At 70.8% G+C, this 26,295-nt stretch carries 19 protein-coding genes; 8 read left to right on the top strand and 11 right to left on the bottom strand.

Going from position 1 to position 26,295, the window contains the following annotated elements; genetic code table 11:
• Positions 1-17 precede the first annotated feature (17 nt).
• On the bottom strand, positions 18-1,004 hold the full coding sequence (locus tag BMW88_RS35550; protein WP_089959739.1) for a glycoside hydrolase family 113 protein: 987 nt from the start codon (positions 1,002-1,004) through the stop codon (positions 18-20).
• A gap of 100 nt (positions 1,005-1,104) precedes the next feature.
• A complete protein-coding gene (locus tag BMW88_RS35555; RefSeq protein WP_089959741.1) occupies positions 1,105-2,346 on the bottom strand; it encodes an SLC13 family permease in 1,242 nt (413 codons plus the stop codon).
• A 372-nt stretch (positions 2,347-2,718) separates the two neighbouring features.
• Between BMW88_RS35555 and BMW88_RS35560 the strand changes: the two genes are divergently transcribed.
• On the top strand, positions 2,719-3,804 hold the full coding sequence (locus tag BMW88_RS35560; RefSeq protein WP_245778279.1) for a sensor histidine kinase: 1,086 nt from the start codon (positions 2,719-2,721) through the stop codon (positions 3,802-3,804).
• 26 nt (positions 3,805-3,830) lie between these two features.
• On the opposite strand, the gene BMW88_RS35565 is transcribed toward BMW88_RS35560, so the two are convergent.
• Complete coding sequence (locus tag BMW88_RS35565) at positions 3,831-5,150, bottom strand: purine-cytosine permease family protein (protein WP_089959748.1); 1,320 nt, start codon at positions 5,148-5,150, stop codon at positions 3,831-3,833.
• 116 nt (positions 5,151-5,266) lie between these two features.
• Positions 5,267-5,899: a hypothetical protein gene (locus BMW88_RS35570; RefSeq protein ID WP_143116416.1), complete on the bottom strand. Its 633-nt coding sequence runs from the start codon at positions 5,897-5,899 to the stop codon at positions 5,267-5,269.
• Positions 5,900-6,053: 154 nt separating this feature from the next.
• On the opposite strand from BMW88_RS35570, the gene BMW88_RS35575 reads away from it, so the two are divergent.
• The 3 genes from BMW88_RS35575 to BMW88_RS35585 are packed head-to-tail and all read left to right on the top strand — an operon-like array spanning position 6,054 to position 12,296.
• Positions 6,054-7,454: a TIGR02677 family protein gene (locus tag BMW88_RS35575; RefSeq protein ID WP_245778280.1), complete on the top strand. Its 1,401-nt coding sequence runs from the start codon at positions 6,054-6,056 to the stop codon at positions 7,452-7,454.
• Positions 7,451-8,530 carry a TIGR02678 family protein gene (locus BMW88_RS35580; protein WP_089959757.1) on the top strand — a complete coding sequence of 360 codons (1,080 nt, stop codon included), beginning with the start codon at positions 7,451-7,453 and terminating at the stop codon, positions 8,528-8,530. Before BMW88_RS35575 ends, BMW88_RS35580 begins: the two co-directional genes overlap by 4 nt.
• Positions 8,523-12,296 carry a TIGR02680 family protein gene (locus BMW88_RS35585; RefSeq protein WP_089959758.1) on the top strand — a complete coding sequence of 1,258 codons (3,774 nt, stop codon included), beginning with the start codon at positions 8,523-8,525 and terminating at the stop codon, positions 12,294-12,296. Before BMW88_RS35580 ends, BMW88_RS35585 begins: the two co-directional genes overlap by 8 nt.
• Here BMW88_RS35585 and BMW88_RS35590 read toward each other — a convergent pair.
• Together BMW88_RS35590 and BMW88_RS44185 are read right to left on the bottom strand one after the other, a co-directional pair.
• A complete protein-coding gene (locus BMW88_RS35590; RefSeq protein ID WP_218148328.1) occupies positions 12,293-12,787 on the bottom strand; it encodes a hypothetical protein in 495 nt (164 codons plus the stop codon). The genes BMW88_RS35585 and BMW88_RS35590 overlap by 4 nt on opposite strands.
• Before the next feature lie 49 nt (positions 12,788-12,836).
• Positions 12,837-15,101: a helix-turn-helix transcriptional regulator gene (locus BMW88_RS44185; protein WP_089959763.1), complete on the bottom strand. Its 2,265-nt coding sequence runs from the start codon at positions 15,099-15,101 to the stop codon at positions 12,837-12,839.
• An 85-nt stretch (positions 15,102-15,186) separates the two neighbouring features.
• On the opposite strand from BMW88_RS44185, the gene BMW88_RS35600 reads away from it, so the two are divergent.
• The gene (locus tag BMW88_RS35600; RefSeq protein WP_177221576.1) at positions 15,187-16,239 is read left to right on the top strand and encodes a cytochrome P450 family protein; all 1,053 of its coding nucleotides are present in this window, start codon (positions 15,187-15,189) and stop codon (positions 16,237-16,239) included.
• Here BMW88_RS35600 and BMW88_RS35605 read toward each other — a convergent pair.
• From BMW88_RS35605 to folP, 3 genes are read right to left on the bottom strand one after another with little or no spacing between them, the layout of a single operon-like run.
• Positions 16,196-16,480: a hypothetical protein gene (locus BMW88_RS35605; RefSeq protein ID WP_089959768.1), complete on the bottom strand. Its 285-nt coding sequence runs from the start codon at positions 16,478-16,480 to the stop codon at positions 16,196-16,198. The genes BMW88_RS35600 and BMW88_RS35605 overlap by 44 nt on opposite strands.
• Before the next feature lie 48 nt (positions 16,481-16,528).
• On the bottom strand, positions 16,529-17,467 hold the full coding sequence (locus BMW88_RS35610) for a hypothetical protein (protein ID WP_089959771.1): 939 nt from the start codon (positions 17,465-17,467) through the stop codon (positions 16,529-16,531).
• A gap of 14 nt (positions 17,468-17,481) precedes the next feature.
• A complete protein-coding gene (gene folP, locus BMW88_RS35615) occupies positions 17,482-18,306 on the bottom strand; it encodes a dihydropteroate synthase (protein ID WP_089959772.1) in 825 nt (274 codons plus the stop codon).
• Positions 18,307-18,368: 62 nt separating this feature from the next.
• Here folP and BMW88_RS35620 point away from each other — a divergent pair, with 62 nt between their 5' ends.
• Both BMW88_RS35620 and BMW88_RS35625 read left to right on the top strand, forming a co-directional pair.
• Positions 18,369-19,406 (top strand): DUF2786 domain-containing protein, encoded by a 1,038-nt coding sequence (locus BMW88_RS35620; RefSeq protein WP_089959775.1) that lies wholly within the window; start codon positions 18,369-18,371, stop codon positions 19,404-19,406.
• A gap of 91 nt (positions 19,407-19,497) precedes the next feature.
• Positions 19,498-19,980 carry a hypothetical protein gene (locus BMW88_RS35625; protein ID WP_089959777.1) on the top strand — a complete coding sequence of 161 codons (483 nt, stop codon included), beginning with the start codon at positions 19,498-19,500 and terminating at the stop codon, positions 19,978-19,980.
• Positions 19,981-20,526: 546 nt separating this feature from the next.
• On the opposite strand, the gene BMW88_RS35630 is transcribed toward BMW88_RS35625, so the two are convergent.
• Both BMW88_RS35630 and BMW88_RS35635 read right to left on the bottom strand, forming a co-directional pair.
• Entirely contained in the window at positions 20,527-21,351 is an 825-nt protein-coding gene (locus BMW88_RS35630) for an SWIM zinc finger family protein (RefSeq protein WP_089959780.1), read from the bottom strand.
• Positions 21,344-24,322 carry a DEAD/DEAH box helicase gene (locus BMW88_RS35635; RefSeq protein WP_089959785.1) on the bottom strand — a complete coding sequence of 993 codons (2,979 nt, stop codon included), beginning with the start codon at positions 24,320-24,322 and terminating at the stop codon, positions 21,344-21,346. Before BMW88_RS35635 ends, BMW88_RS35630 begins: the two co-directional genes overlap by 8 nt.
• A gap of 45 nt (positions 24,323-24,367) precedes the next feature.
• Here BMW88_RS35635 and BMW88_RS35640 point away from each other — a divergent pair, with 45 nt between their 5' ends.
• A complete protein-coding gene (locus BMW88_RS35640; RefSeq protein WP_089959788.1) occupies positions 24,368-25,834 on the top strand; it encodes an aromatic amino acid ammonia-lyase in 1,467 nt (488 codons plus the stop codon).
• The last annotated feature ends 461 nt before the right edge of the window (positions 25,835-26,295 follow it).

Raw genomic sequence — 26,295 nt, forward strand, 5'->3', positions numbered from 1 at the left:
AGGGGACGCCAAGCGAGTTAGATCCTCGCGTAGACCTCGGCGACCGCGGCGAACGCGGCCTTGGGCTCCCACGTCAGGTCGTCGTAGACCTTCACGACGCCGAAACCGGCCATGTCGAGGTCGCGGCTCGGGTCGTCCGGGCGGTGCGGGTAGTTGCCGAGCGCGAACAGGTACACGAACGCGCCGTCCACCCCTTCGGCCTCGAAGACCTCCAGCACCTCGCGCAGGTACGTGGCCTGCTCGGCCTCGTCGCGCACGTAGCCGTCCCTCACCCGGACCGGCCGCCCCGCGGGGTCGTGCTCGACGATCTCCATGCTGCGCGGCGCCACGGCACCCGACCCGCGCCAGGCGGCCGTGCCGAAGCCGGTGATCGCGACCGGCTTGCCCTGCGCCACGACGTCGCGGATGGCCGCCGCGTACACGTCAGCCACCTCGGCCGACCTGATCAGCTCGAACGACATGATGTCGAACAGGCTCCAGTCGACCCGTTCGAACGGGATGCAGGCGTAGGTGAGCCTGCCCCCGAAGTGCTCCTTCACCACGGCCACGGCTCGCACGAGGAACTCGTTGAGGCGGGCACTGGCCTCGGCCAGCCGTTCGGGTTCGCGCAGAACGCGGCTCAGCCGATCCATGACGTCGTCGCCGGGGATGAAGCCGGAGTTCATGATGCTGAGCTCGACGCCCGTCACGAACACGACCTCGGCGCCGGTCTCCCGCACCCGCTCCGCCCCTTGCGCACACTCGGCGAACAGGTCCAGGACCTCCGCCGGCGTCAGCTCCAGCGGGTACGGCGAGAACCAGACCTCGAGCCCCAGCCCGGCGGCGAGGTGAGCGGCCTGCTCCAGCCGCCGCGCGGAGCCGCCCACGAGGTGGACGGCGTTGCAGTGCAGGTCGTCGCGGATGACGGTCAGGTCCCGCCGGACCGCGTCCAGGTCGAACTCCTCCAGCGAGATCTCGCCGTTCCGGACGAAGCCGGTGTCGTACGCGATGCCCTTGGCGCGCATGGTTCCTCCCCATCTCTCGGTTGACCCGAGACTAGGGGCTAAAACTGCGCTCACGCAAGTTTGCGTGTTCGCAAGCTCGAACCAGAGGGCTGCCGTCAGGTCATGCTCCGATCACGTGCAGGGACGCCCACAGGGCCACGACCGCGCCGACCAGGGTGGCGGGCACGGCGAGCAGGCCGAGCCCGGTGAACTCCGGCAGGTTCACCTCGGTGTCGTGGTCGTGCACGATCCGCCGCCACAGCAACGTCGCGAGCGACCCGGCGTAGGTGAGGTTCGGGCCGAGGTTCACGCCCAGCAGCACCGCCAGCACCACGCCCGGCCCCACCGGCGCGGCCAGCGGCAGCAGCACGAGCACCGCCGGCAGGTTGTTGATCACGTTCGCGAGCACGGCCGCCACGGCCGCGACCCCCAGCAGCGCGAGCAGGGTGCCGCCGTTCGGCACGACGTGGGTGAGCAGCTCGTCGAGGCCGTTGTCGACGACCGCCCGCACCACGACCCCGAGCCCCAGCACGAACGCGAGGAACGGCAGCGAGGCCGCCCGCACGACCTGGAGCACGGTCGTCCGGCGCCGTGCGAGCGCACGGACCGCCATGACCGCGGCTCCCGCGAAGGCGGCCCACGCCGGGTCGATCCCGGTGGCCGACGCGACCACGAACCCGGCCAGCGTCAACCCCACCACCGTCAGCGCGAACACCGGCAGCGCACCGGAGGACCGCCCGGCGGGCGCGTGGGACGGCGCGTCGAGGTCCGCGCGGAAGAACCGTCGGAACACCACGTACTCGGCGACGATCGCCACGACCCACGGCAGCGCCATCAGCGCCGCGAACCGGGTGAAGCTCAGCCCGCTGGACGCGAACGCCAGCAGGTTCGTCAGGTTCGACACCGGCAGCAGCAACGACGCGCTGTTCGACAGATGCGTGCACGCGTAGACGTGCGGCTTCGGCCGTACGCCCAGTTGTGCCGCCGTGGCGAACACGACCGGTGTCAGCAACACGACCGTCGCATCCAGGCTCAACACCGCCGTCGTCACGGACGCCGTGACGAACACGCCACCCAGCAACCGCCGCGGCTGTCCGCCCGACGCCCGCGCCATCCAGTTGCCGCACGCCTGGAACAACCCCTCGTCGTCGCACAACCGCGCGAGCGCGAGGATGGCGGCCAGGAACCCGATCACGGGCCCCAGCCGCACCGCCTCGTCCACGGCGTGGTCGACGGGCAGCGCGCCGGCCAGCACGGCGAGGACGGCGGCCGGCACCGCCACGACCGCCTCCGGCCAGCCCCACGGCCGCACGACCGCGCAGACCAGCACAGCGACCAGCAACAACACCGACAGCGCCAGCACGGATCCTCCTGCGCCGGCGGAGCCCGGCTACCTCGTGGTCACCGCCGACTTTATGACCTGCCGGCTGCGGACCTCCGTGCCGCACCGGCGGCGGGGTACGACCTGTGAGCCCAGTGGGCACGCGACCGGTCGGCGGATCACCGTCCCCCACACCGGACACCCCTCTTCTCCCCCACCGCGGAGGTCTCCGTCCCGCCCGGCGAGCCGCTGCTCGCCGTCGACGGCGAGGCGGTCCACACAGGACCGTGACGCGGCGAGCGGACGGGAACGTCCGGCAGGCGGAAAGACAGGAGGCCGCCACCTGCGAAAGTAGGGTGATTCCCCTGCTCCGGTAGGTGATCCGGAGCACAACCCGGCAGTATCGTCAGCCAGGTGAGACGGGCCGGAGATCTGGCGCTGGTACTGCTCGTGGTGGCGCTGGGCGTCTGGCGCGAGTTCGCGCTGCCCGCCCCTCCCCGCCTCGTCGCCGCGCCCGCCGCGTTCTCCCTGGCGGTCCTCCTGCTCTCGGCGGCGGCGCTGTGGTGGCGGCGCACCCGTCCCGTGGCGTCGAGCCTGGTAATCGCTTTCCTCGCGCTGCTCACCCCGACCTGCGCCTCGGTCGTGTCCGCCTGCTCCGTCGCCGCGCACGCCACGAGGCACCGCTGGCTCGTGATCACCCACCCCGTGACGTGGTCGATCGGCGCGGGCCTGTGGGCGGCGCCGGACCTCGGCGACAACCTCACCGGTCCCGTCCTGATCGTGTTCGCCGGACTCGCCGGGCTGTACCTCGGGGCGCGGCGCGGGCTCGCCAGGGCGCTCGCCGACCGTGCCGAGCGGGAACGCGACCTGCTCGCCGAGCAGGCCCGCGCCGACGAGCGCACCAGGCTCGCCGCCGAGATGCACGACGTCGTGACGCACCGGCTGAACCTCATGGTGCTGCACGCCGGCGCGTTGCGGGTGGCGGCCCAGGACGACGGGGTGCGCACGGCAGCGGAGGAGCTGCGATCGGCGGGCCGCCAGGCGTTGGCCGAGCTGCGCGACCTCGTCGGCGTGCTGCGCACCGGCCGCACCCCGCGCATCCCCGACGTGCTGCCCGACCGCCTCTCTCGGCTGGTCGCCGACTCCGCCGCCACCGGCCTGGAGATCACCCTGGTCGAGCACGGCGACGCGGACACCATCTCCCCCGCCGTCCGGCGCACGATGTACCGGGTGGTCCAGGAGTCGCTGACGAACGTGCACAAGCACGCGCCGGGCGCCCACACCGAGATCACCATCCACTGCGGACCGAGCAGGGCCCGCGCGGTGATCCGCAACACCGCGCCGCAGGCCACCCTGGGCGCGGCGCTGCCAGCCTCCGGCTCCGGTCTCCTCGGCCTGCGCGGCCGCGTGGAGATGGTCGGCGGCACCCTCACCGCGGGCCCGACCGACGACGGGGGCTTCCAGGTGGACGCGGTACTGCCGGCGTTCGTGCGGACCTGACCCCGTCCTCGGCCGTTGCCACGCGCTCAGGCGGCCGTCGCTTCCCCGCTCATCTCGCGGCTGGTCGCCTTTCGCGTCCTCCTCTGGAAGAGGTCCAGCCTCCCGGCCGAGGCGTACAGCGCGAACGCCAGCACGAGGGAGTTCACACTGGACTGCCCGAACGGCAGCAACTCGCCCAGGACCGCCGAGGCCGGCCAGACGACCGCCGTGACGGGCACCCACGCCGGCGCCGACCTCGGCACGTTCGGCCGGGTGGAGATGATCTCGTTGTGCCACCGGCGCACGAGGTGGTACTCGGCGATCATGATCCCGGCGACGGGCGGGAACACCACCCCCAGCAGCACCAGGAAGTGGCTGAACTGGTGCACGATGCCCGCCGCGGCGAGGGAGCTGCCCGCGAGCCCGACCACGACCGTCACCTGGGCCCGGCTGATCCGCAGCGCGAACACGGCGTCGAAGAAGTTCACGAGCCCGAGCGAGGCCGAGTAGAGGTTCCAGTCGTTGATCTTCAGCACGGCCGTGACCACGACCAGCGCCCCGATCCAGCCGCCGGAGGAACCGATGACGCCCATGACGTCGGTGGTGCCGAGCCCGTGGGCGATGACCACCCCGGCGAGGCTGACGACCCACTCGCCGGCCGTGACGCCGAAGACCGTCTGCTTGACGACGTCCCACCCTGACCGGTTGAAGCGGGTCAGGTCCGGCGCGATCGCCGCACCGACGATGAAGCTCCCGATGACCAGCGTGATCGCGGTCGGCAGGCCGATCGCGGGCCCCGGCGCCGGACCGCTGACGGCGGCGCCGACATCGTTGACTTCGGCCAGCACGAGCCACAGGAGCAGCAGGAAGAACGCGGGCACCGTGACATACGCGGTCCACGCCATCCACCGCACGCCGCACGCCGCGATGACGGTGACGGCGAACCCGAAGACCAACGACCACACAGGCGCGGGCAGCACACCCGTGGCACCGGCCAGCGCCACCCCCACGAGGCCGGTCTGCACCCCGAACCACCCGGTGCAGGACAACGCGATCACCAGCCCGAGCACCGCCGACCCGGCGTGCCCGAACCCGGTCCACCGCGAGAGGATCGCGGTGGGCAGCCCTTCCCGCTGCCCGATCACGCCGACCGCCACCGCGATGACGTTGAGCAGCACCGCCCCGATCGTGAGCGCGGCGAACGCGTCCCAGAACCGCATGCCGAAGCCGAGCGTCGCGCCCAGCAGCAACTGGCTCAGCGCGGTCGTCTGCCCGAAGCGCTGGACCGCGACCGACACCCACCGGTGCCGCGCCCGGTCGGGGACACGGCTGAGAGCTTGATCATCACGCCCGGGAGGAGCGGTCACGATCGTCCCTTCGCCCTGTGATCGACAACCCGGACAGTAATCGTCGATTCACGATCGAGCTACAGACGACCCGCACAGCCGGGTGAATCACCACGGTGCAATTCGTACAGACCGCACTAATTCATCGCGAGGTTGATCCGCCGCCGGGCGAGCAACCGGGTGTGGTGCACATCCGTGCCGAAACCGAGCCCCGGCCGCCGCTCGAACCGGTCGTAGCTGCGGCTGAGCAGCCAGTGCGCCGCCTCCGGCGTGATCGACTCGAGCCGCACCTGCTCCTTGAGCCGCTCCAGCGCCTCGTCGACGTGCCGCGTCAGGAACGCGTGCCGGGTGGGGCTGCCGTTGATTTCGTCGATCATGAAAACCATGGCGTGCCGATCATCGCCGTACGCATAACCGCACAGCAGTGCCAAATATCCCGCGTCGATCGACCGGTCCCCGATCCAGCACTCCCCGAACGTCAGCCCGGCCAGGTCCCACCGCGGCGAGCGCTGCTCCCAGGCGGCGGCCCTGGCCCACTGCCCCGGCCGCCCCGGCAACAGGTGCCCGAGCGCCGTCAGCAACGCCCCGCTGCGCCGGCTCGGCACCTCCCTGAGGTGCCCGACCACGACCTCCCACAGCTCCTCGTTGCCGGCGAACGGCCCGGCGAACGCGCTGACCTGGAGCTCGACCTCGAGCGGATCGGTGAGCTGCGGCAACGGGCGCCCGGCATCCACCACCGCCTGCTGCATGGGGGTCAGCCTCGTCCGCACGGGCGGAGGCTAGCCCGAACGGAGCAGCCTTGCCTCGTCCGCAAACCACGCCACCTCCTGGTTCACCTCATCGAGTACCGGGGGCGCCGTTGCGAAGATCAGGGGCCCGCCGTGTCACCCGAAAGCTCTACAGCGACCCGCTACGGTGGGCCAGGTGACGACGTTCCCTCGTGTGCCGGCGGACCTGTTCCGCTTCACCACGACCGATCAAGCGGAGCTGCACACCGCGGTGCTGCGCGCGTTCGGCGTCGCCAACGAACGCCTCCAGACCACGCTCACCCTCGATGACGTGCAGCAACGGCTCCGGGACGTCGGCTGGTCCGAGCAGGTGACCCACGACGTGCTGACCGAGTCCGTGCACGCTCTCCGCCAATGGGGCCTGGTCGACGCGGCGCAGCACCGGTACGGGCTCACCAAGCTCGGCGAGGCGGCGCACGCGGGCATCCGGCACGCGCTGCACACCCTCACGAGCAGCGGGTCCCTGCAGACCGCCGTCCTCGACGCGATCGCGGACCGCCTCGACGAGCTCGCCACCGCCGACGACCGCCGCGCGTTCACCGCGTTGATGGAGCTCGAAGGCCACCTCGACGCCCTCGTCACCGGCACGACCCGGTTCAACGCGGACCTGCAACGGCTGCTGCGCGACGAGCGGGCCGACCTGGCCACGTTCCAGGACGTCAAGCGCACGACGATCACCTATCTGCGCGACTTCGTCAGCGAGCTCGACGCGCGCAAGCAGCGGATCCGCGACGCCATCGGCAAGATCGACGCCGCCGGGCTGCGGGAACGCGCGCGCAACGGCGCCGACCTCTACCAGGACGCGAACTGGCTCGGCGACCGGGCGGAGGCCTGGGACGACCTCAGGACCTGGTTCTTCGGCACCCCTCCGCGGGTCGACGAGCTGCAGGACGTGGCGCGGAAGGCGATCGTGCAGCTCCTGCGCGTCCTCGACCGCATCAGCGAGCAGCGCAGGCGGCCGACGAACACCGCGGCCGACTTCCGCGCGCTGGCCAGGTGGTTCGCGCGGACCGAGACCGAGGACGAGGCGCACGAGCTGTTCAACGCCGCGTTCGGGCTGTGGTCCGCGCGGCACGCCCACCTCGCGCACGCCGACGGCGAGCTGCTCCCGAGCGGCGAGCCGTGGCACAACACGCCGCCGGTGCCCGTGTCGCCGCAACTGCGCGCGACCGGCAAGCAGGAGCACATCGGCAGCACGGGCAAGGTGCGCAACGTCGAAGAGGTGCGCCGCAACCGCCGCGAGCAGGCGGAGAAGGAGCGCAAGGAGCTCGAACACGCCTGGGCGCAGATCCAGACCGACGGCGCGATCCGGATCTCCACGCTCACGAACCTCGACCACGACACGTTCCACCGGCTGATCGACCTGGTCGGCCGCGCGCTCGGCAGCGATCCGGACAGCACCGGCACGCGCACGGCCGGCACGACCGACGGCAGGATGCAGATCAATCTGCGCAACGCCCGCGGCTGGGCGACGATCACCACCCAGAAGGGCACGTTGAGCGGGCCCGACTACGTGATCGACGTGCAGAGCCGATGAGCAGGACCGGGAACCAGCTCGCCCGGCTGGAGAGCGAGGAGGTGGCGCGCGGCGTGCGGTTGCTGCTCGCCCGTCCGCTGCTCACGGCCGTGCACGACCATGACGGGTTCGATCTCATCAGAAGGCGCCGCGAACCGATCGTGAAGTGGTTCGACTACTACTGCGGCTGGCGTGTGCTCGTCGAACCACGCGCCGGATACGCGCGTCTGTTCAAGACGACGCAACGGCCTGATCGCACGCGGCCCCTGTTCGACCGGCGTCGCTACATGTTGCTGTGCTTGGTGTGCGCGGAGCTGGTGACGACTCCGACGACCACGGCCGAAGCGCTGACCACGCGCGTGCGGCAGGCCGCCGCGGCGGACGGGCTCCCGTCGTTCGACCTGGACCGGCGCAGCGACCGGTCCGCGTTGGCGGACGTGCTGGGCTTCCTGGAAGAACAGGGCGCCGTCGAGAACGACGATCCGCACGTCCGCGCCGACCCGATGCTCATCACGCGGTTGCTCGCCGCGCCCGCCCCGCCTTCCACTGTGGACAGCATCGAGGACCTCACGCGCGAGGCCCGTTACGAGAGCGCGCACCGCAGCCTGTGGCAACGGCACTCGGTGATGCGCCGGCTGGTCGACGATCCCGTGGTGTACCGGGACGAGCTGACCGCGGGCCAGCTCGCGTTCCTGACGTCCCCGAGCGGGCGCAAGATCGTCCAGACGGGCATCGGGCTCGCCGGGTGCACGCTGGAGGAACGCGCCGAGGGCTATCTCGTGGTCGACGCCGACGCGATCGCCACGGACACCAGGTTCCCGGACGACGACAGCAACGCGAAGGTCGCCGCGTTGTTGTTGCTCGACCGGTTGGCACAAGGTCCCGCACGGTTCGAGGACCTGGTCGAGGAAGCACGCGAGCTGCTCACGAAGTTCCGCACCTGGGCCAAGGCCTACCAATCCGACGGTGGGGCGGGCAGGCTCGCGGCGGACGGGCTCGAGCTGCTGGAGGCGTTCGGGCTCGCGCGCACGGAGAACGGCACCGTTCGCAGGCTGCCCGCGGCGGCCAGGTACGCGGTGGAGGAGCTGCATGACTGAGCGGTGGCAACCCAGCCGCGCCGGGATCATCAACGTCTGGCGCTACTACGACGAGATCTTCTCGTTCTACCAGGGCAGACTGCTGCTCAGGGGCCCGAACGGCACGGGCAAGTCGAAGGCCCTCGAACTGCTGCTGCCGTACCTCTTCGACGCGAACCTGCGCCCGCACCGGCTGTCGACGTTCGGCAGCGCGGACCGCACCATGCACTGGAACCTCATGGGCGAGGGCAACCAGGGCAGCACCCGCGTCGGGTACGTCTGGCTGGAGTTCCAGCACGGCTCCGAGTGGTTCACGTGCGGTGCGCGGTTGCAGGCCACCACGAACACGTCCAACGTCATCGCCACGTACTTCACCACGTCGCTGCGGGTCGGTGACCTGGCGCTGGTGAACGAGGCCGGGCGGCCGTTGACCAAGACGGATCTCATCGCCGCGATCGGTGACCACGGCGTCGTGCACGCCACACCGGCCGACTACCGCCACACCGTGCGGACGACGTTGTTCCCCGGCGTGAGCGAGCAGCGGTACGACTCGTTGATCACCGCTCTGCTGCAGCTGCGCACGCCGAAGCTGTCCGAACGGCTCGACCCGAGCGTGCTGTCGTCCTTGCTGTCCAAGGCGCTTCCGCCGTTGGACCAGTCCGATCTCACCGAGATCGCCGAGGGGTTCGAGCGGCTGGACCGTCAGCGCGAGGACCTGCGGCGGCTCGACGAGGAGATCGCCGCCGCGGAACGGCTCGCGGACGTGCAACGCGTTTACGCGCAGCGCGTGCTGGGTGCGGCGGCTCATGCGTTGTCGTCTTCTTCTGAGCAGCTCGAAGACGTGACGCGGGCCGCACGGATGAGCGAACGTCGTTACCAGCGTCAGATCACGCTGACCGACGAGGCTTTCGAGCAGCTCGCGGCGCTGGGGCGGGAGGCGAGCGCGGTCGACGCCGAGATCGCCGGCATCTCCGACCTGCCCGCCTACCAGGAGGGCAAGCAGCTCGACCTGCTGCGGCAACAGCTCTCCGCCGCGAACGCCCGCGCTGCGGAGGCGGCCGCGCACGCCGCGAAACTGCGCGCGCGTGCCGTCGCGGACGAGGAACAGGCGGCGCAGGCCAAGGCCGACGCGGCCGCGCGCGCCGACGACGTGCGGAATTCGGCGGCGCAGGCCCGTGCGGCCGCCGAGCTCGCGGGCATGCCGTCGGTCTTCGAGGAGATCGACGCGGGCACCGACGTGCGTGCGGGCCGTGAGCTGCTCACGGACGCAGTGGAGTCCCGTTCCGCGGAGATCAGTTCGCACATGCGTGCCGTCGCGGCATACGAGAGGGCTGTCGACGCACGAGACGCCGCGCGCCAACGGCTGGAAGAAACCCGTGACGAGCTCGAAGCCGCCACGGAAGCCGAGATAGCGGCGCAGTACCTGTTCGAGCAAGCGTTTGCGAAGTTCGGCGCGGACTTCGAGACCTGGATGCGCGGCTGCTCCGAGCTGCGCGTGTCCGAGCACTCCGAGGTCGCGGAAGCCGCTGCCCTCGCCCGCGAGGAGTTCAGCGCCATCGAGGCGCGGCTGCACGAGACGCGTACGGCGTTGAACGGCCAGCTCTCGCAGTACAACTCCATCCGCGAGAAGCTTGCCAATCAGGTCGACGTCCCGCCGCCCGCGCCGTACACGCGCGATGAGGGATACCGCCCTTCAGCCGCGGGCGCCCCTCTGTGGCGTCTCGTCGACTTCCGGCCCGGCACGCCACCGGACGTGTGCGCCTCGGTCGAGGCGGCGCTGGAGGCGTCGGGCCTGCTGGACGCGTGGGTGACGCCGGACAACTCGTTCGGCCTGTCCGACCAGGACCGCTTCGCCGAGCCGCTGCTCTCCGCCCCCGCACCCGGCCGCACGCTGCTGGAGGTGCTGGTCACCGACGACGAGCGCTGCTACCGCTTCCTGGAAGGCGTCGCGTTCGGCGAGACGGCCGCCGGCCACACCACCGCCATCGGCGCGGATGGCACGTGGCGCCTGGGCAACGCCCACGGTCGTTGGACCAAGTCCTTCCCCGCCTACATCGGCGCGGGCGCGCGCAAACGGGCCCGCGCGGGCCGCATCGCCGAGCTCACCGGCCTGATCGAGCAGCTCGCCACCGACCTGTCCGGTGTGGACGCCGCGCTGTCCCAGATCGCCGTGCGCCGCGCGACGCTGGCGGGCGAGCTGGCCCGGCAGCCGTCGACCGACCCGGTCGAGATCGCCGAGGACCAGCGCACGAAGGCCCAGCTCCGGTGCGCGGCCAGGAAAGACGCCGTGGCGGCCGCCACGCGCCGGGTGGCGGAGGCCGAGGCCGCGGTGGCCCGGCACTCCGTCGACGCCGACCTGCCCGATCTGGACGCCGTGGCGGCGTTCCGCGCCGCGGGCCACCGTTGGCTGGACGACCGCCACGACGCCTTCGCCGCCGAAGCGCTGTCGCACGACGCCCTGAGCCGCGCGTCGCTGAGCAGCTCACTCGCCGACGAGGCGGAGGAGACCGCCGCCGCCCGTCAGCAGGAAGCCACCGACCTCGCCATCACCCTCGACACCGTCGAGCGGTCCGCGGGCTCCGAGTTCCACGCCCTGGACCAGCAGCTGATCTCGTTGCGCGCCAAGGCGGTCACCCTGGCCGAGCAACGCGAACTGCTGCAGGACAAGCAGACCGCGCTGGCACGCGTGCTCGGCACGTTGGAGGAGAAGCGAAAGGTGGACAACGCGCGCGCCGCGGAAGCCACCACCGCCCACGAGGCGGCCGAGGCGCGCCACCGCCACCTCACCGGCGGCCACCTGCCGTCCGACGCAGGCGACGTGCCGGAGGGGTTCGTCGACCCGAGGCTGATCCGCGACGCCGAGTCCCGCCTGGGCGCGGCGGTGCACGAGGCGCAGCAACGGCTGGCCGGCCGCATCGACCTCTCCCTGGACCCCGACGACGACGTCACGGTGCTGACCGCGACCCTGGACGGCGAACGCATGGGCGCCCACGCCCTGCTGACCACGTTGCAGGCCGAACGCGACCGCATGCGCACGCACATCACCGACGGCGAACGCGACCTCTTCGACCAAACCCTCACCGGCGACACCCGCAGGCACATCGCCCAACGCATCCAGGGCGCCTCCGAACTCGTCGAGACCATGAACCAGCACCTGGAGCGCGTCCGGACCGCGTCGGGCATCCGCGTGCAGCTCGACTGGCAGGTGGACCCCCAGCTACCTCCGGGCACCCGAGAGGCCCGCGACCTGCTGCTTCGCTCGGACCTCAACGCCGCGGAACGCTCACTACTGCACCAGTTCTTTCGCGAGCGCGTTGAAGAGGCACGGGCCCACGACACCGCGATGGGCTGGGAACAACAACTCGCCCAGGTGCTCGACTACACGACGTGGCACCAGTTCGTGGTGAAGGTGGACCGCGGAGAAGGCTGGGTGCCGGTGACCAAACGCATCCACGGCGCGTTGTCCGGCGGTGAGAAGGCCATCGTGCTGCATCTCCCCCTCTTCGCCGCGGCCGCCGCCCACTACCACGCCACCCCGACCGCCCCGCGCCTGATCCTGCTGGACGAGGTCTTCGTGGGCGTCGACGCCACCAACCGCGGCCAGCTGCTGGAGCTGCTGGTCGACTTCGACCTGGACCTGGTGCTCACGTCGGACCACGAGTGGTGCGACTACCAGGAGCTGACCGGGATCGCGATCCACCAGCTCACGACCGGCACCGACGGGGACGACGCGGTGACGACGGTGCGCTTCACGTGGGACGGGCACAGCCTCAAGGTCGACGACTAGCTGCCGAGCTCCGCCAGCAGTGCCCGCTGCTCGCCGGTCAACGGAAATGCGGGGTTGTGCCGCGGGTAGATCTCCGCGGCGTCCCACAGCTCGGCGCGCACACTCGACGCGGTGACGGCCTTGCGGCCACGTGACTTGAGGTCGGCCACAACGGCCGCCGCGTCGAACAGGTACACGGCGTCGATGACCATGGGGCGCACCGTGTCACGTGAACTGGCCGCGGGTGCTTTCGGTCCCGCCAGCACGAGGTAGAGGTCCGGTCCTCCGTCCCGCAGATCCAGGACGCCTTCCTGCTTCAGGTACCACCTGACGCCGACCGTCCTGCCGTCGGGAAGCCTGCCGCCGATGGCCTTGGTCGCGCTTTTCTCCAGCTCCACGCCGAAAACCTGCGCCGCGATCCATCTGCCGATGTGCCAAGCCGTCGCGGGCCGCCCGATGAGCGCGGCCAGGTCGGCGTCGACGCGGTTGCGCATCCGAATGAGGCGAGCCATCTGCTTCATCGCGTCCATACCGCGTTGTCGTATCGACTGGCGCCCGGCGTTAGCCCCCGAGCGCCTCCGCCAGTTCGGCCCGGGCCGCGATCCCCAGCTTCGCGTAGGCGTTCGACAGGTGGTTGTCCACTGTCCGCACGGAGATGACCAGCGCCTCGGCGATCTCCTTGTTCGTCAGCCCCCGCGCCGCGAGGACCGCGATCTCCCGCTCCCGCCGGGTCAGCGGCGCCACCGCCATCCCCGCCAGCGCCGGTGTCCGCGCTCCCTCGCACAGCCCGGCCAACCGCCCGAACAGCGCGCGGTTCCCGGACTCCGCGGCCGCTTCCGCCGCCAGCAGCATGAACCCGGCCTGCTCGAACCGCGCGGCCACCTGCACCAACGCGGCGGAGTCCTTGCGCACCGATGCTTCCGCGTGTGCCGCGAACACCGGGACCAGCAGGCCGGTCGTCGTCGAGGCCAGCTCCCGCAACCGGTCCAGGGCTTCAGCCGCGTGTCCGAGGCGCACGGCCTCGTGCAGCAACAACGCCTCGGCGGCGAACTCACCGTGAGCACGGGCGTCGGCCGCCGCCTCGAACGGTGACGCTCCAGCCGCCCAGATCCTGGCGAACCACAGTCCGTGCCGGTACGGCCGTTGGCCTGGTGGGTTCAGTTCTTCCGCTTCGGCGAGCAGCGAGCGCGCGTCGTTGCCCAGCATCGACTCCACGTACGCGAGTTCGCACAACCGCACGAACGGCCGCACGGGCCGCACCTCTTGCAGCAACCGCCGAGCCTCCAGCAGCCGGCCACCTGCTCGTGCCAGTGCAGCCAGCGATACGGCCCAGGTGGTTCGCATGGTGTCCCACTCGGCCTTCTCCCGATATGCCTGCACGGCGAAACGTTCCGCACGGGCCAGATCGCCGTGCAGGGAGTACACGAACACTTCGGCCAACAGCGTCATCTCCGACCCCAGGCCGACGCCGGGGTTCGGCGGTATGACCGGGAACGGCCCCACGTAGCGTCCTTGGACCGCGTCGATCATCGCGAGGACCGTGGCTTGCTCCGGCGCGTCGTAGGAGAGCAGCGCACGCGCCTCGTCGTACTCGCCCGCGTCGAACAGCAGCACGGCTCGCGAGATGTCGTCGTCCACCATCCGCGCCGCCTCCTCGCTGCGCCCCAGGCCCCAGCCGAGGTTGAGGGCGCGCATGGCGCGCAGCTCGATCGGGTCGTCGTCGGTGGCGACCCTGGCGAAGATCTCCTCGGCCTCCTCCGCGCGATCGGTGAACACCAGCACCTGCCCCAACAGTTGCGCGGCCTCCAGACCACCACCGATGGACCATGCGGCGCGTGCGAGCCGTTCTGCCAGGACAACACCACCCGTCGCGATGGCGAGCCGAGCGGCCGTCACCAGTTCCGCCGGATCATCGGCTGTACCGCTGTCCAGACGTAGCAGGGCTACGCGCAACGGATCGTTGATCACTGAGGCCAGGTGGCGTTGATGGTTGCGCTTGCGCAGAGGAGGGCACTGCGCGCGCAACACCTCGCCATACAACGGATGTGCGAGTCTCAGCCCGTCAGACGTCACGGTGACAAGCCCGTCCAACGCCTCCGACGCCGCCAAGTCGAGCGGTTCGCCGAACGCGAGGAGTTCCAGCAGGCGCCGTTCCTCGTCGGGCACAGTGGCGAGGTGGGTCTCGACCAGCTCCACCAGCCGTGGCGACAGCGGTAACGAACCGTCCAACGACCAGACACCGCCGTGCGACACCCACGCCGCAGCGAAGTGCATCTCTCGCAGCAACAGCATGTTTCCGGCCGAGGTTGTCCACAGCCGGTCGGCCGTGACGCTGTCCACCACACCGCCGAGCACGGTCTCCAGCACTTCGACGACTGCGGCACGACCGAGCGGTTCGAGTTCGATGCGCGGCAGCAGCTCGTCCTTCCAGAGGGCCACCACTGGATCCGGTGCGAGTTCGCCTGACCGCAATGTCGCCACCACCACCGCCTCGCGGTGCTGTACAAGCTGGTGCAACAGGCCTGCCGTCGCGTCATCGACCAGATGGATGTCATCGACCACCACGACGCGACCGTGCAACGCGGCCCGTGCATGGGCCAACATCGCCAACGGAGAGGGGTCCACCGACGGCAAGAAAGGCGCCATCACGCCGAGCGGAATCGCCGACATGGCCGCCGTGGCACGCAACCGGACGTCGCACACCACCTCGTCCAGCAGCCGTGTCTTGCCCACCCCGGCAGGCCCCGCCACGATCAGCCCGGCACCCCGCACCGCACGCCGGACTGTGGCGAGCTCGGCGTCCCTCCCCACGAACGGCCACCCCACGCCCCCAGGCTAGGTGATCCGCGCCACAAATCTGGGTGATCCGCTACTCATGCCCGTGAACAGCGCGAACACCACCATCGACGCTATGAGCTTCTTCACCGACCCGACCCCGTACTTCGACGAGTGGCGCGCGATGGGCCCCGCGCTGATCGACACACCGGACGGCGCCAAGGCGTGGGTGATCAGCCGCTACGACGACGTCGTGCAGGCCCTCAGCCATCCGGACCTCAGCAGCGCCGTCATCCCGGGCGGAATGCTCAACCACACCGACCCGCCGGAACACACACGACTGCGCAAGCCCATCGCGCGCGCGTTCTCCACACGGCGCATGGAGGCGCTACGCCCGTGCATCGAGAAGATCGCCAACGATCTGCTCGACGAGTGGGAGACCGCGGACGAGGTCGATGTGATCAGCTCGTTCGCGCAGCCGTTGCCGATCACCGTCATCTGCGAACTGCTGGGCGTGCCCGAAGGGGACAGGGACGAGGTCCGCACGCTCACCGCGCAGCTCATGGCACCGGAGACCATGGCGGAGGCCTACGGCCGGTTCGCGCTGTACGTGCAGGGTCTGCTGGAGACCAAGGAGCCCGGTGACGACGTCATCACCGAGCTTCGCGACGAACCCAACCTCGTGCAGACCCTCGTGTTGCTCATCACAGCAGGCCACGAGACGACCGTGCAGCTCATCGGCAACGGTCTGCTCGCGCTGCTGCGCGCCCCCGCGGTGAAGCGGGCGCTGCTCGACAACCCGGTCCTGGTGCCGGACGCCGTCGAGGAGCTCCTGCGCTACGACGGGCCGTTCGCCTTGGGGGTGGGCCGCGTCGCCACCGCCGACGTGGTGGTCGGAGGTGTGATGATTCCGAAGTCTTCGCAGGTCACCGTCTCACTTGGCGCGGCGAACAGGGATCCGTCCCGGTTCCCCGATCCGGACGTGGTGCAGCTGGGCCGAGACCCCCACGTCACGTTCGGGCACGGGATCCACTACTGCGTGGGCGCGCGGTTGGCGCGAATCGAGGGCGAGATCGCGTTCGGAACGCTCCTCCGGCGTTTCCCGGAACTCGCGCTCGCCGCTGAGCCCGAGTGGCGGGAGACGTTCATCCGAGGCTTGGCGTCATTTCGCGTGCGGCCGAAGCCCTGACGGCCGCACGGGCCGCCGACAGGTCGTCGACGGCGTAAATCTCCGGGCAGGAGGCGATGACGAGGTCCTTGTCCGACGCGACGGTCAGCAAGGAAACTTTCTCAGTCAACGACTTGGCTTGCCGGACAACTCCCTTGGCATCGACGCGGATCAGGGTGACCCACGTCTCTGACCAGGGAAAGTCCGCGACGGCGCTGGATTTCCGCAGGCCTTCCACATCGAACTCGGCAAATCTAGGCATGACACCAAGATAACGAGTGCGGGTTGCGGAAAGGCAAAGATCACCCTTTCACCGCAATGCAGCCAGCAGATGAGACAGGTTGACACCAACGGCGTCGGCCAACCGGCGCACGACTTCCGGTGCGGGTGCCAACGGGTGGGTCTCGCGGGTGAACGGCAGGCCTTCACCACCCGAGAACTTGGATTGCGGCGTGACTGGCGCGAGGATCGGGTAGACGCGCCAGCGCGGCACCTTCGAGTCCGCCATGGCGAGCGTGTTCTCGTGCCACAGCATCACGGCGGATGACCGGATGTTGCGCGCGAGGACACATCCGTAGCCCGTCAGCGTGATCGCGCGTGCGGCCGCCCGCACGGGGTTGCGGAAGTCGCCGTCGACGACCCACACGCCGTTCATGACCTCCGCCGAGAGGCCCTCCGCCTCCAGGGCGGCCAGCGTTTCCGCGTGCTGGTCGTCCGCGGCCGCCGTGGCCAGTTCGACGACCTCCTGGACCTCTGACGCCGTCACCACGCGCGCGCCGGCCTCCGTGGAGGCGTGCAGGAGCCGTTCGATGTAGCGCTCCTCCGCATAGGCCGCCCACTCCTGTGCCTTGTCCCATGCCGACCGTGCGATGACATCGGCCTCGGAGCCGCCACGCAGACGTGCGTCCTGCAGCAACTGCGCGAGCACCACGGCGATGACAGAGCTCAACAGCCCGTCGTCACGGGACTCGTCGTTCTCGGGCACGAGAGAGACGACCAGGTCACGCAGATCGGCGCGCCAGCTCTCGTCGCCCGCCCACACGCCGATGGCGAGCAGGTTCAGGTAGTGGTCCGCGAGGGCCATCCGCACGAGCAACGGCTGAGAGCCCGCCTCACGTGCGTCACGGCGCGCGGTCGCCTTCACCTGCTGCCGTTCCGCGGGGTCCACCACGCTCACGCGGATCTTGTCGAGTTCGTCGAGGAAGTCGTCCCACCGGTCCTCCGAAAACCGGGCGAAGACGTCGTCCACCTGATACCTCCAGCTCACAGTCGAGCGACGGACTCGAGTACTCGTCTGGTACGCGCCACCTCGTGCGCGCGGAAGACCGCGGCGCCCGCCAACGCCGCGATCGCGGTCGCGACGAGGGTGCCCTCGACGCGCTCGTGCAGTTCCACGCCGAGGGTCTCCCCGACGAAGTCCTTGTTGGACAGGGCCATCAGCACCGGCCACCCGGTCGCCACCAGCTCGTCCGTGTGCCGCACCAGCGCAAGGCTGTGCCATGTGTTCTTGCCGAAGTCGTGTGTGGGGTCGATCAACACGCTCTTGCGGGGCACGCCGAGCGCGACCACCTTCTCCGCGTGCGCCGTCGTCTCCGCGATGACGTCCGCCACGATGTCGGGGTAACTAACCCTATGCGGACGCGTACGGGGTTTCACACCGCCGGTGTGCGAGCAGACGTAGCCGGCGCCGTACTCCGCGGCGACCTCGGCCAGCCCGGGGTCCGCGCCCGCCCACGTGTCGTTGAGCAGGTCGGCGCCGGCCTCGCAGGCGAGCCGCCCGACGTCCGCGCGCCACGTGTCGCTGCTGATGATGAGGTCCGGATAGGCGTCACGCACGCGGGCGATGAACGGCACGACGCGGCGCACTTCTTCGCGCGCGTCGACCAGCTCGCCGGGGCCTGCCTTCACTCCACCGATGTCGATGATGTCGGCGCCCTCGGCGACCACGCGGTGCACGGCCTCCATTGCGACGTCCTCGGCGTAGGTCGCGCCCTTGTCGTAGAACGAGTCCGGGGTGCGGTTGATGATCGCCATCACCAGCGCGTGGTCGCGGACGACGGTCCGGCCGCGGAACTGGAGTTCGATCACATCCCGTGTCTACCAGGTGGTCCCCGGCCTTGGCACATGGCGGACGTCTCATACTGCCTGACGTGGAACTGGTGAAAGCGGTCGACGCACTCTGGCAGCGGGGCTGGCTGCCGTACGACGTTCGCGAGATCGTGTCGCGTTCGCTCGACGAGTCGGCCACCTCTCTCGTGGTGGATGTGATCGCTTTGTCCTGTTCACCCCATGCCGAGGCGACGGTGCACCCGCGGTGGCGCAGTCAGCTCGACGAGATCGGCGCCACCGTGTGGTGGGAGGGGCCGCTGCTGGAGGCGTGGGCGACCCGCCACATCGAGACGCGGTCGTTCGCGGCTCGCACGGCCTCCGAGCTGTTGACGTTCCTCGGACGCTTGCCTTCGTTGCCGCGCATCCTGCCGTTGCCGGGCGACGGGCTGATGTCGGCCGTGCGCGCGGGCGTCGACCCGAAGGTCCTCAACCGCGTGCGGGGGCTGCTCGCGAAGGCGGAGTCGACGTCGTTCCCCGAGGAGGCCGAGGCGCTGTCGGCCAAGGCCCAGGAGCTGATGAACCGGCACGCGCTCGAACGGGCGATGCTCGACGCGGACCTGCCGGCGCAGGCCACCTCGCGGCGGATGTGGCTGGACAAGTCGTACTTCAAGGAGAAGTCGCAGCTCGTGCACGTCGTGGCGACGGCGTTCAGGTCGCGTGCGGTGGCCTACGACGGGTTCGGGTTCGTCGCGCTGGTGGGTGACGAGGTGGACCTGGAGAGCGTGGAGCTGCTGTCGACGTCTCTGCTCGTGCAGGCGACACGGGCGATGGTGGCTGCCGGTGGCCGTGCGGGCAAGGGCAGCGAGGCGCGCTCACGGCCGTTCCGCAAGTCGTTCCTGGTGGCCTTCGCGTCGCGGATCGGCGAACGGCTGACCGACGCGCCGGCCGCGCCGGACGAGCGGTTGCTGCCGGTGCTCGCCGATCGCAAGAAGGCCGTGGACACGCTGTTCGAGGAGATGTTCACGCAGACGCGCACCTCGCGCGTGACGGTGCGCTCGGCCGCCGGGTGGGGCGCGGGCCGCGCCGCCGCGGACGTCGCGGACATCGGCACCGGCCGCAGTTCCGTGACCTCGGGCTGACCCACCCCTTCGAGTGAACTCCTCTCCCCACCACGGCCGCCGGAGCCTCCCCGGCCGAAAAGAGTCAGACCCCCTCCCTACCGTCGACCCCATGACATCCACCTTCTACAACGAGACCAAGCTCGGCGAGGTCAACTACCGGCTGAGCGCGACGACGGACTCCGGCGACTCCCTGGTGCTGGACCTGCTGGGATCGCTCGACTCGGGCGAGGTGATCGCGGACGGCCGGCTTCGGATGCCGGTCGAGGGCGCCGCCACGGTCGGCAGACTCCTGTCCCGCGTCCTCGGCGCCCACACCCGCCTGCGCACCCGCCCGTCCCGCCACGCGAACGCCAACCAGCCCTGGACCGAGTCCCTCGACACCGAACTGCGCACCGCCTGGCTCACCCCGTCCGAGGACAGCGCGCCGAAGCTCATCAAGTCCCTGGCCGACTCCATGCAACGCTCCGCCACCGCCATCCGCGCCCGCCTCGCCAGGGTGGGCTGCGACCCGGACGTCCCCGGCCGCGAACTCTCGCCGACGGCCGCGATCCTGCTGGGGGCGAGCTCGGGGACCGGTCAGGGGAAGACCTGATCCGCCACACCCCGGTTCGGCAGGCCCCTGGAGCAGCGCACTGCTCTTCGGAGCCGCCATCGGCGGCCTGGGCCGCCTGGTGGTCCCGCGCGGGCAGCACCTCTCACTGACGGCGACCATCCTCGTGGGCATCGCCGGCGCCGGCGTGACCGTCCTGGCCAACCGCTCCAAGGCTGAACTCGCCCACTGACCCGCGTCGGGGTGGGGGCGGTCCTTGCCCGTTCCACCACAGGTCCGCAGACCCGAGCCGCACCGCCCTCCCGCGCCATCGCCGCGCCGGGACCACGGCGCAACCAACGGGTCCGCGCGACACGCGACCACCGCGACACGAGGGAATCAGCCCCGCAGCCAAGCAGCCTGTGCTGCAGCCGCCCCCGCTGGTACTCACAAAGAGGTCGCCAATCACTTCAGACTCCGACAGGAGTCGCGACGAAGCACGACCGAACGCCGTCGCACCCGTGCCGGAAGGCGACCCACATCCAGGTGTGGCACCGCCCCTGACAGCCGCCCGAGGACCGGTCCCCGGAACCCGGTCAGCGACCTGTGCTAGTCGCGCTTCAACGACAGGTAGGCCGGTCGCAGCAGGTCGACGAGGTTCGAGCGGCCCACGCTGATGGGCACGGCGTCGAGCTGGTCGAGCACCGCGTCCGCGCGCACCTCGGCGGTCGGGTCGCCGAGGGTGAGGCTCGTCGCGGTCTGCTTCTGCCAGAAGGTGTCCAGGCACCGGATGAGCGGCGGCGCCTCCTCCCTGGCCACGGCGGCACGGGTGGTGCCGCGCAGCGTGCGGAGGCGTTCGAGCAGGTCCTCGCGGCTTCGGCCGCGCCAGGCGAGGATCTCGAACGGGTCGTTGTCGAACGACTCGGCCAGCAGGTAGCAGGCCGCGGCCAGGTGCTTGCACGGGACTTCCCAGTCCGGGCAGGTGCAGTCCATCGTCAGCTCGCGCTGCGTGGCCGGGAAGAGCTGGAGGCCGAGGGAGGCGAACAGGGTCTCGATGTCGCTCGGCATCTCGCCGGCCAGCAGCTTGGCCGCGTACAGGGCCTTGCCGGCCAGGGCGTGTTCGATGCGCTGCCACTCCGGGGTGGTGAACGCCTTGATCGCGATGCGCACCTTGTAGGGGGTGGGGCGCGAGCCCTGCACCAGGGCGATGACCATGCTGGTGGACAGCGAGAGCGAGAGCACCTGGCCCTGGCGGGCGTAGGTGCGGCCGCGGGTCAGGCGGCCGCCCATGCCGAACGACTCGAGCACCTCGATGAAGCGGCGCGACCACCAGGTGGCGCCGATGTCGCCGCGCTTGCTCTTGGCCTTGAGGCCGTTGTCGACCTTGATGGTCTTGCCGTAGCGGGGCCGTTCGCCGGACCAGTGCTCACTCACCGACGGCCTCCCCCGACAGCGTCAGCAGGTCGCGCAGCTGGGCGGTGGACAGGTCGGTGAGCCAGTTCTCGCCCGCGCCCACCACGAGCTGGGCCAGTGCGCGCTTCTCCTCGATCATCGTGTCGATGCGTTCTTCGAGGGTGCCGATGCAGACGAACTTGCGCACCTGCACGTTGCGGCGCTGGCCGATGCGGAACGCGCGGTCGGTCGCCTGGTCCTCGACGGCGGGGTTCCACCAGCGGTCCAGGTGGATCACGTGGTTCGCGGCGGTGAGGTTGAGACCGGTGCCGCCCGCCTTGAGGGACAGCAGGAAGAGCGACGGGCCCTTGCTGTCCTGGAACCGTTCGACCATGCGGTCGCGGGTGGCCTTGTTCGTGCCGCCGTGCAGGAACACCACCTCGGTGTCGAAGCGGGCGGCCAGGTAGGGCACGAGCATGCTGCCGAACTCGGTGAACTGCGTGAAGCACAACGCCTTGTCGCCCTCGGCGAGCACTTCCTCCAGCACCTCCTCCAGGCGGGCGAGCTTGCCGGAGCGGCCGGCGACGCGGGAGCCGTCGCCGAGGAAGTGCGCCGGGTGGTTGCAGACCTGCTTGAGCTTGGACATGGTCGCGAGCACCAGTCCCTTGCGGCCGATGCCCTCGGCTTCCTCGATCTTCTCCAGCATGTCGTTCACGACGGCCTGGTAGAGCGAGGCCTGCTCGGTGGTGAGGTTGCAGAGCTGGCGCATCTCGACCTTGTCCGGCAGGTCGTCGATGATGCGCGGGTCGGTCTTCACGCGGCGCAGCACGAACGGGTTGGTGATCTTGCGCAGGCGGGCGGCGGCGTCCTGGTCGTTGTGGCGCTCCACCGGGACGGCGAACCGGGCGCGGAACGTGTTGATCGTGCCGAGGACGCCGGGGTTGGCGAAGTCCATGATCGACCACAGCTCGGCCAGGCGGTTCTCGACGGGCGTGCCGGTCAGCGCGACGCGGTGGCGTGCCTTGAGCCCGCGCACGGCCTGGGACTGGCGGGTCGCGCTGTTCTTGATGTTCTGCGCCTCGTCGAGCACGACGCGGTCCCAGGTGAGGTCGCCCAGGGCCTCGGCGTCGCGGGCGGCGAGCGCGTAGGTGGTGAGCACGAGGTCGTGGCTCTCGACGGCCTCGCGCAACGCGTCGCCGTCCAGCCGGTCCGCGCCGTGGTGCACGTGCACCGAGAGGTCCGGGGTGAACCGGGCCGCTTCGCGCTGCCAGTTGCCGACCACCGACATCGGGCAGATCAGCAACGTCGGAGGTCGCTTGCCGTGAGCGCGGTTGAGCGCTTCGAGGGCCAGCAGCTGCACGGTCTTGCCCAGGCCCATGTCGTCCGCCAGGCAGGCGCCCAGGCCGATCTTGTCGAGGAACGCGAGCCAGGCCAGGCCGCGCTGCTGGTACGGGCGCAGCCGGGCGCCGAAGCCCTCCGGCGGCTCGACCGGCTCGAGCTGCTCGTCCGCCTTGCCCGACAACAGGTCGCCGAGCCAGCCGTCCGCCTCGACCGAGGTGAGCGGCAGCGGCAGGCTCTCGTCCTCCTCGGTCAGTCCACTGTGGAGCATCACCTCGGCGGCGGTCATCTGCCCGCCGCCGCGCCGGAGGAACGCGAGCCCGGCGGCGAGCCGCTTCTGGTCGACCTGCACCCACTGGCCGCGCACCTTCACCAGCGGCACCTTGGCCCTGGCCAGCTCGGCGAGCTCGGCGTCGGTGAGCGTGTCCTCGCCGAGGGCGAGCTCCCACTTGTAGTCCACGATGGACTTCAGACCGATCTCGCTCTCCTTGGCGACGGTTCCGGCCGTGCCGCGGCTCTTCGTGGCGAGCTTCAGGCCGAGCCTCGTCCGCTGCTGCCACCACGACGGCAGCAGCACGCCGAACCCGGCCTGCGCCAGCACGGGCGCCGCCGACAGGAACCGGAAGGCGCCCTCCACCCCGACCTCCAGCTCGGCCGGGTGGGGTCCGCGCAACGCCTCGTCGAGGTCGGGGTGCAGCTTGCTCGCGCGTCCGAGATCGGCCAGCAGGTGTTCCTGCGGCGCCGGGATCCAGCGCCGCAGCACGCCGTCGTCCGCGAACCACACCTGGTGCGCGGGCACCAGGACACTCGGTTCGTCGACGGCCTGCAGCAGGAACTCCACCGCCCACTCGTCCGCGTCGCGCTGCTCCGGCGAGCGCAGCCGGAAGCACGTGCGCACCGGGCTTTCGTTGCCCGCGCTGTCCCGCCACCGGTCGAGTCGCTCGCGCAGCTCGTAGAGCTCGACCGGGTCCGCGTCGAACGCGGGCTCACCGGTGAGCGCGGCGAGCCACGACTCCGCCGTCGTCGCGCGGCCGCGGCGCTTCGGCGCGAGGTCCACGCCGTTCAGCCGGTCCCGCACCTGTTCGTCGACCGCGGCCGTGAGGGCCGCGCGCACCAGTTCGGCCGGGTCGCTGACGACCTCCTCGCACCGGCAGGCGGGCGGCATGGCGGCCTGCAGCGCCGCGAACCGCGCCGAGTCCGTGCCCGAGAGCACCGGCGCCCACCGCGCGACGGCCCGGTCCGGCGCGACCGACGGCAGCACGCGGCCGCGGTCGACGAGGTCGGCGGCGAACCCCGCCACGTCGAACACGAACCTGGCCGAGTCGCTCAGCCGCACCTCCGCGGCGAGCTCCGGTTTCGTGCCGGTCAACCGGACCGTGGGCACCCCCCACTGCCGCAGCTGCACCTTGCCGCGCTGCGCCCGTCCCGCCGCCAGCGGGTCGCGCACCAGCTCCGGCGAGGCCATCGGTCCCGACGAGTACGACGGCAGCAGCAGCGTCCGCGGGGTCGTTTTGAGGGTTTCCTGCCCGAGTGCGCCGGCCAGCGACTCGGCTGTCGCCGCGAACGGGTGGGGCGCGTCCCGCCTGGTGCTCTCACTGCGCGCGGGCAGCCCGGAGTCCTCGGCCCACAGCGCAAGAACGCCGTCGGTCGTGCACAGGCCATGCAGTACGAGCACCCCTGAACCCTATGTGCTCGAACCCCGTGTGCTCACATTGGCGCCATGGTCGAAGACTCCCCTGTCGTGCTGGACGGTCAGTCCCTCGGCGCCGACGACGTGGTGCGTGTCGCGAGGTATCACGCCCCGGTGGCACTGCACGCCGACGGACTCGCCCGCCTCGACGCGTCGTGGCGCGCCAGCCAGCGACTCGTGGTGCGACGACAGGTCTACGGCCGCACCACCGGCGTCGGCGCGAACCGCGACCAGATCGTCAGCACGGAGGGCTGGGCCGAGCACGGCCTGCGCCTGCTGCGCAGCCACGCGGGCGGCCTGGGCGGCATGCTCCCCGAGGAACAGGTGCGCGCCATGATGGTCGTGCGCCTGAACCAGCTCCTCGCGGGTGGTGCCGGCGTGCGCGGGGCCGTGGCCGACGCGCTGCTCGACGCCCTGAACAGGGGCTGCTACCCCGGCGTCCACGAGTACGGCGCCATCGGCACCGGCGACCTGACCGCACTGGCCGAAACCGGCCTGACGCTGCTGGGCGAGCGCTTCTGGCTCGGCTCCACGCAGACGCCAGGGCCGATCGAGCTCGACTCGGGCGACGCGCTGGCGTTGATCAGCAGCAACGCCCTCACCATCGGCATCGCGGGCCTCGCCTGGCAGGACGCCCACCAGTTGCTGAAGGCCACCCACGTGGTCGCGGCCCTGTCCTTCCTCGCCGTCGACGGAGCCGTGGAGGCCTACGACGAACGCGTCCACCTGGGCCGCCCCCACCCCGGCCAGGTGGCGGTCGCCGCCGAGATGCGCCGCCTGCTGGCCGAACCGGCCCGCCCGCCGGCCCGCATCCAGGACCCGTTCGGCTACCGCTGCTTCCCGCAGGTCCACGGCCCGGCCGTGGACGCGGCCACCGACCTGGCCCGCGTCCTCGACGTCGAGTTCAACGCCGCCGCCGAGAACCCGCTGATCGTCGCCGACCACTTCGGCCAGGAGGACGACGCCGCCTACCACCACGGCGCCTTCCACAGCGCGTACCTCGGCCAGGCGCTGGACCGCCTGCGACTGTCGATGCTGCACACCGGTCACCTGTCGACGGCCCGCCTCGCCACGCTGGTGGAGCCGAACTTCACGGGCCTGCGCCCGTTCCTGGCAGAGGGCGTGCGCGGCAGCTCTGGCGTGATGATCCTCGAGTACAGCGCCAACTCGGCGCTGGCCGAGGTCCGCAGCCTCGCCGAACCCGCGAGCATCGGCAACGCCGTGGTGTCGCGCGGCCAGGAGGAGAACTCGAGCTTCGCCTTCCAGTCCGCGTCGCAGGCGCTGCGGTCGTTGAGCGCGTTCCGGCTCGTGCTGGCGTGTGAGGTGGTGGCGGCCGTTCGCGCTCTGCGGTTGCGGGGGATCGTGCCGGAGACGCCCGCGCTGCGCGCCGCCTTCGAGGCCGCCGAGTCGAAGCTCAACCCGGACATGGCGGATCGGCAGCTCAGCCCGGACGTGGAGGTGGCTTCGGGGTTGCTCGACGACTTCGCGGCCTGCTGAGGGGCGGGGTGTTGGAGGGGTGGGGTGAGTGGTTGGAGGGGTGAGAGCCGGAGGGGTCGGCGGGACTGAGAGGTCGGCGGGCGAGTCGTGGTGTGCGGCTGTCATGGGGAGCGCCGGGCGGGGGCGGTAGATCGGGGCGGCCCGGGAAGCCATGCGATGTGGGCAGACAGGACCGGCGGCGGGCGGAGCAGTGGCGCACGGAGTCGGCGGCGGCTGGAGTCGGCGATGGCTGGAGTCGGCGATGGCTGGAGTCGGCGATGGCTGGAGTCGGCGATGGCTGGAGTCGGCGATGGCTGGAGTCGGCGATGGCTGGACTCGGCGATGGCTGGAGTCGGCACGGCATGGGGAGACGTGCAGGGCAGCCGACGTACAGGACAGCCGATGCGCGGGGCAGCCGACGTACAGGCGGGCTGCGAGTCAGGCCTCGGAGCCGAGGGTGTCCAGAAGGCGGGCGGCTTGGG

Source organism: Lentzea xinjiangensis (assembly GCF_900110955.1).
GTDB lineage: Bacteria > Actinomycetota > Actinomycetes > Mycobacteriales > Pseudonocardiaceae > Lentzea > Lentzea xinjiangensis.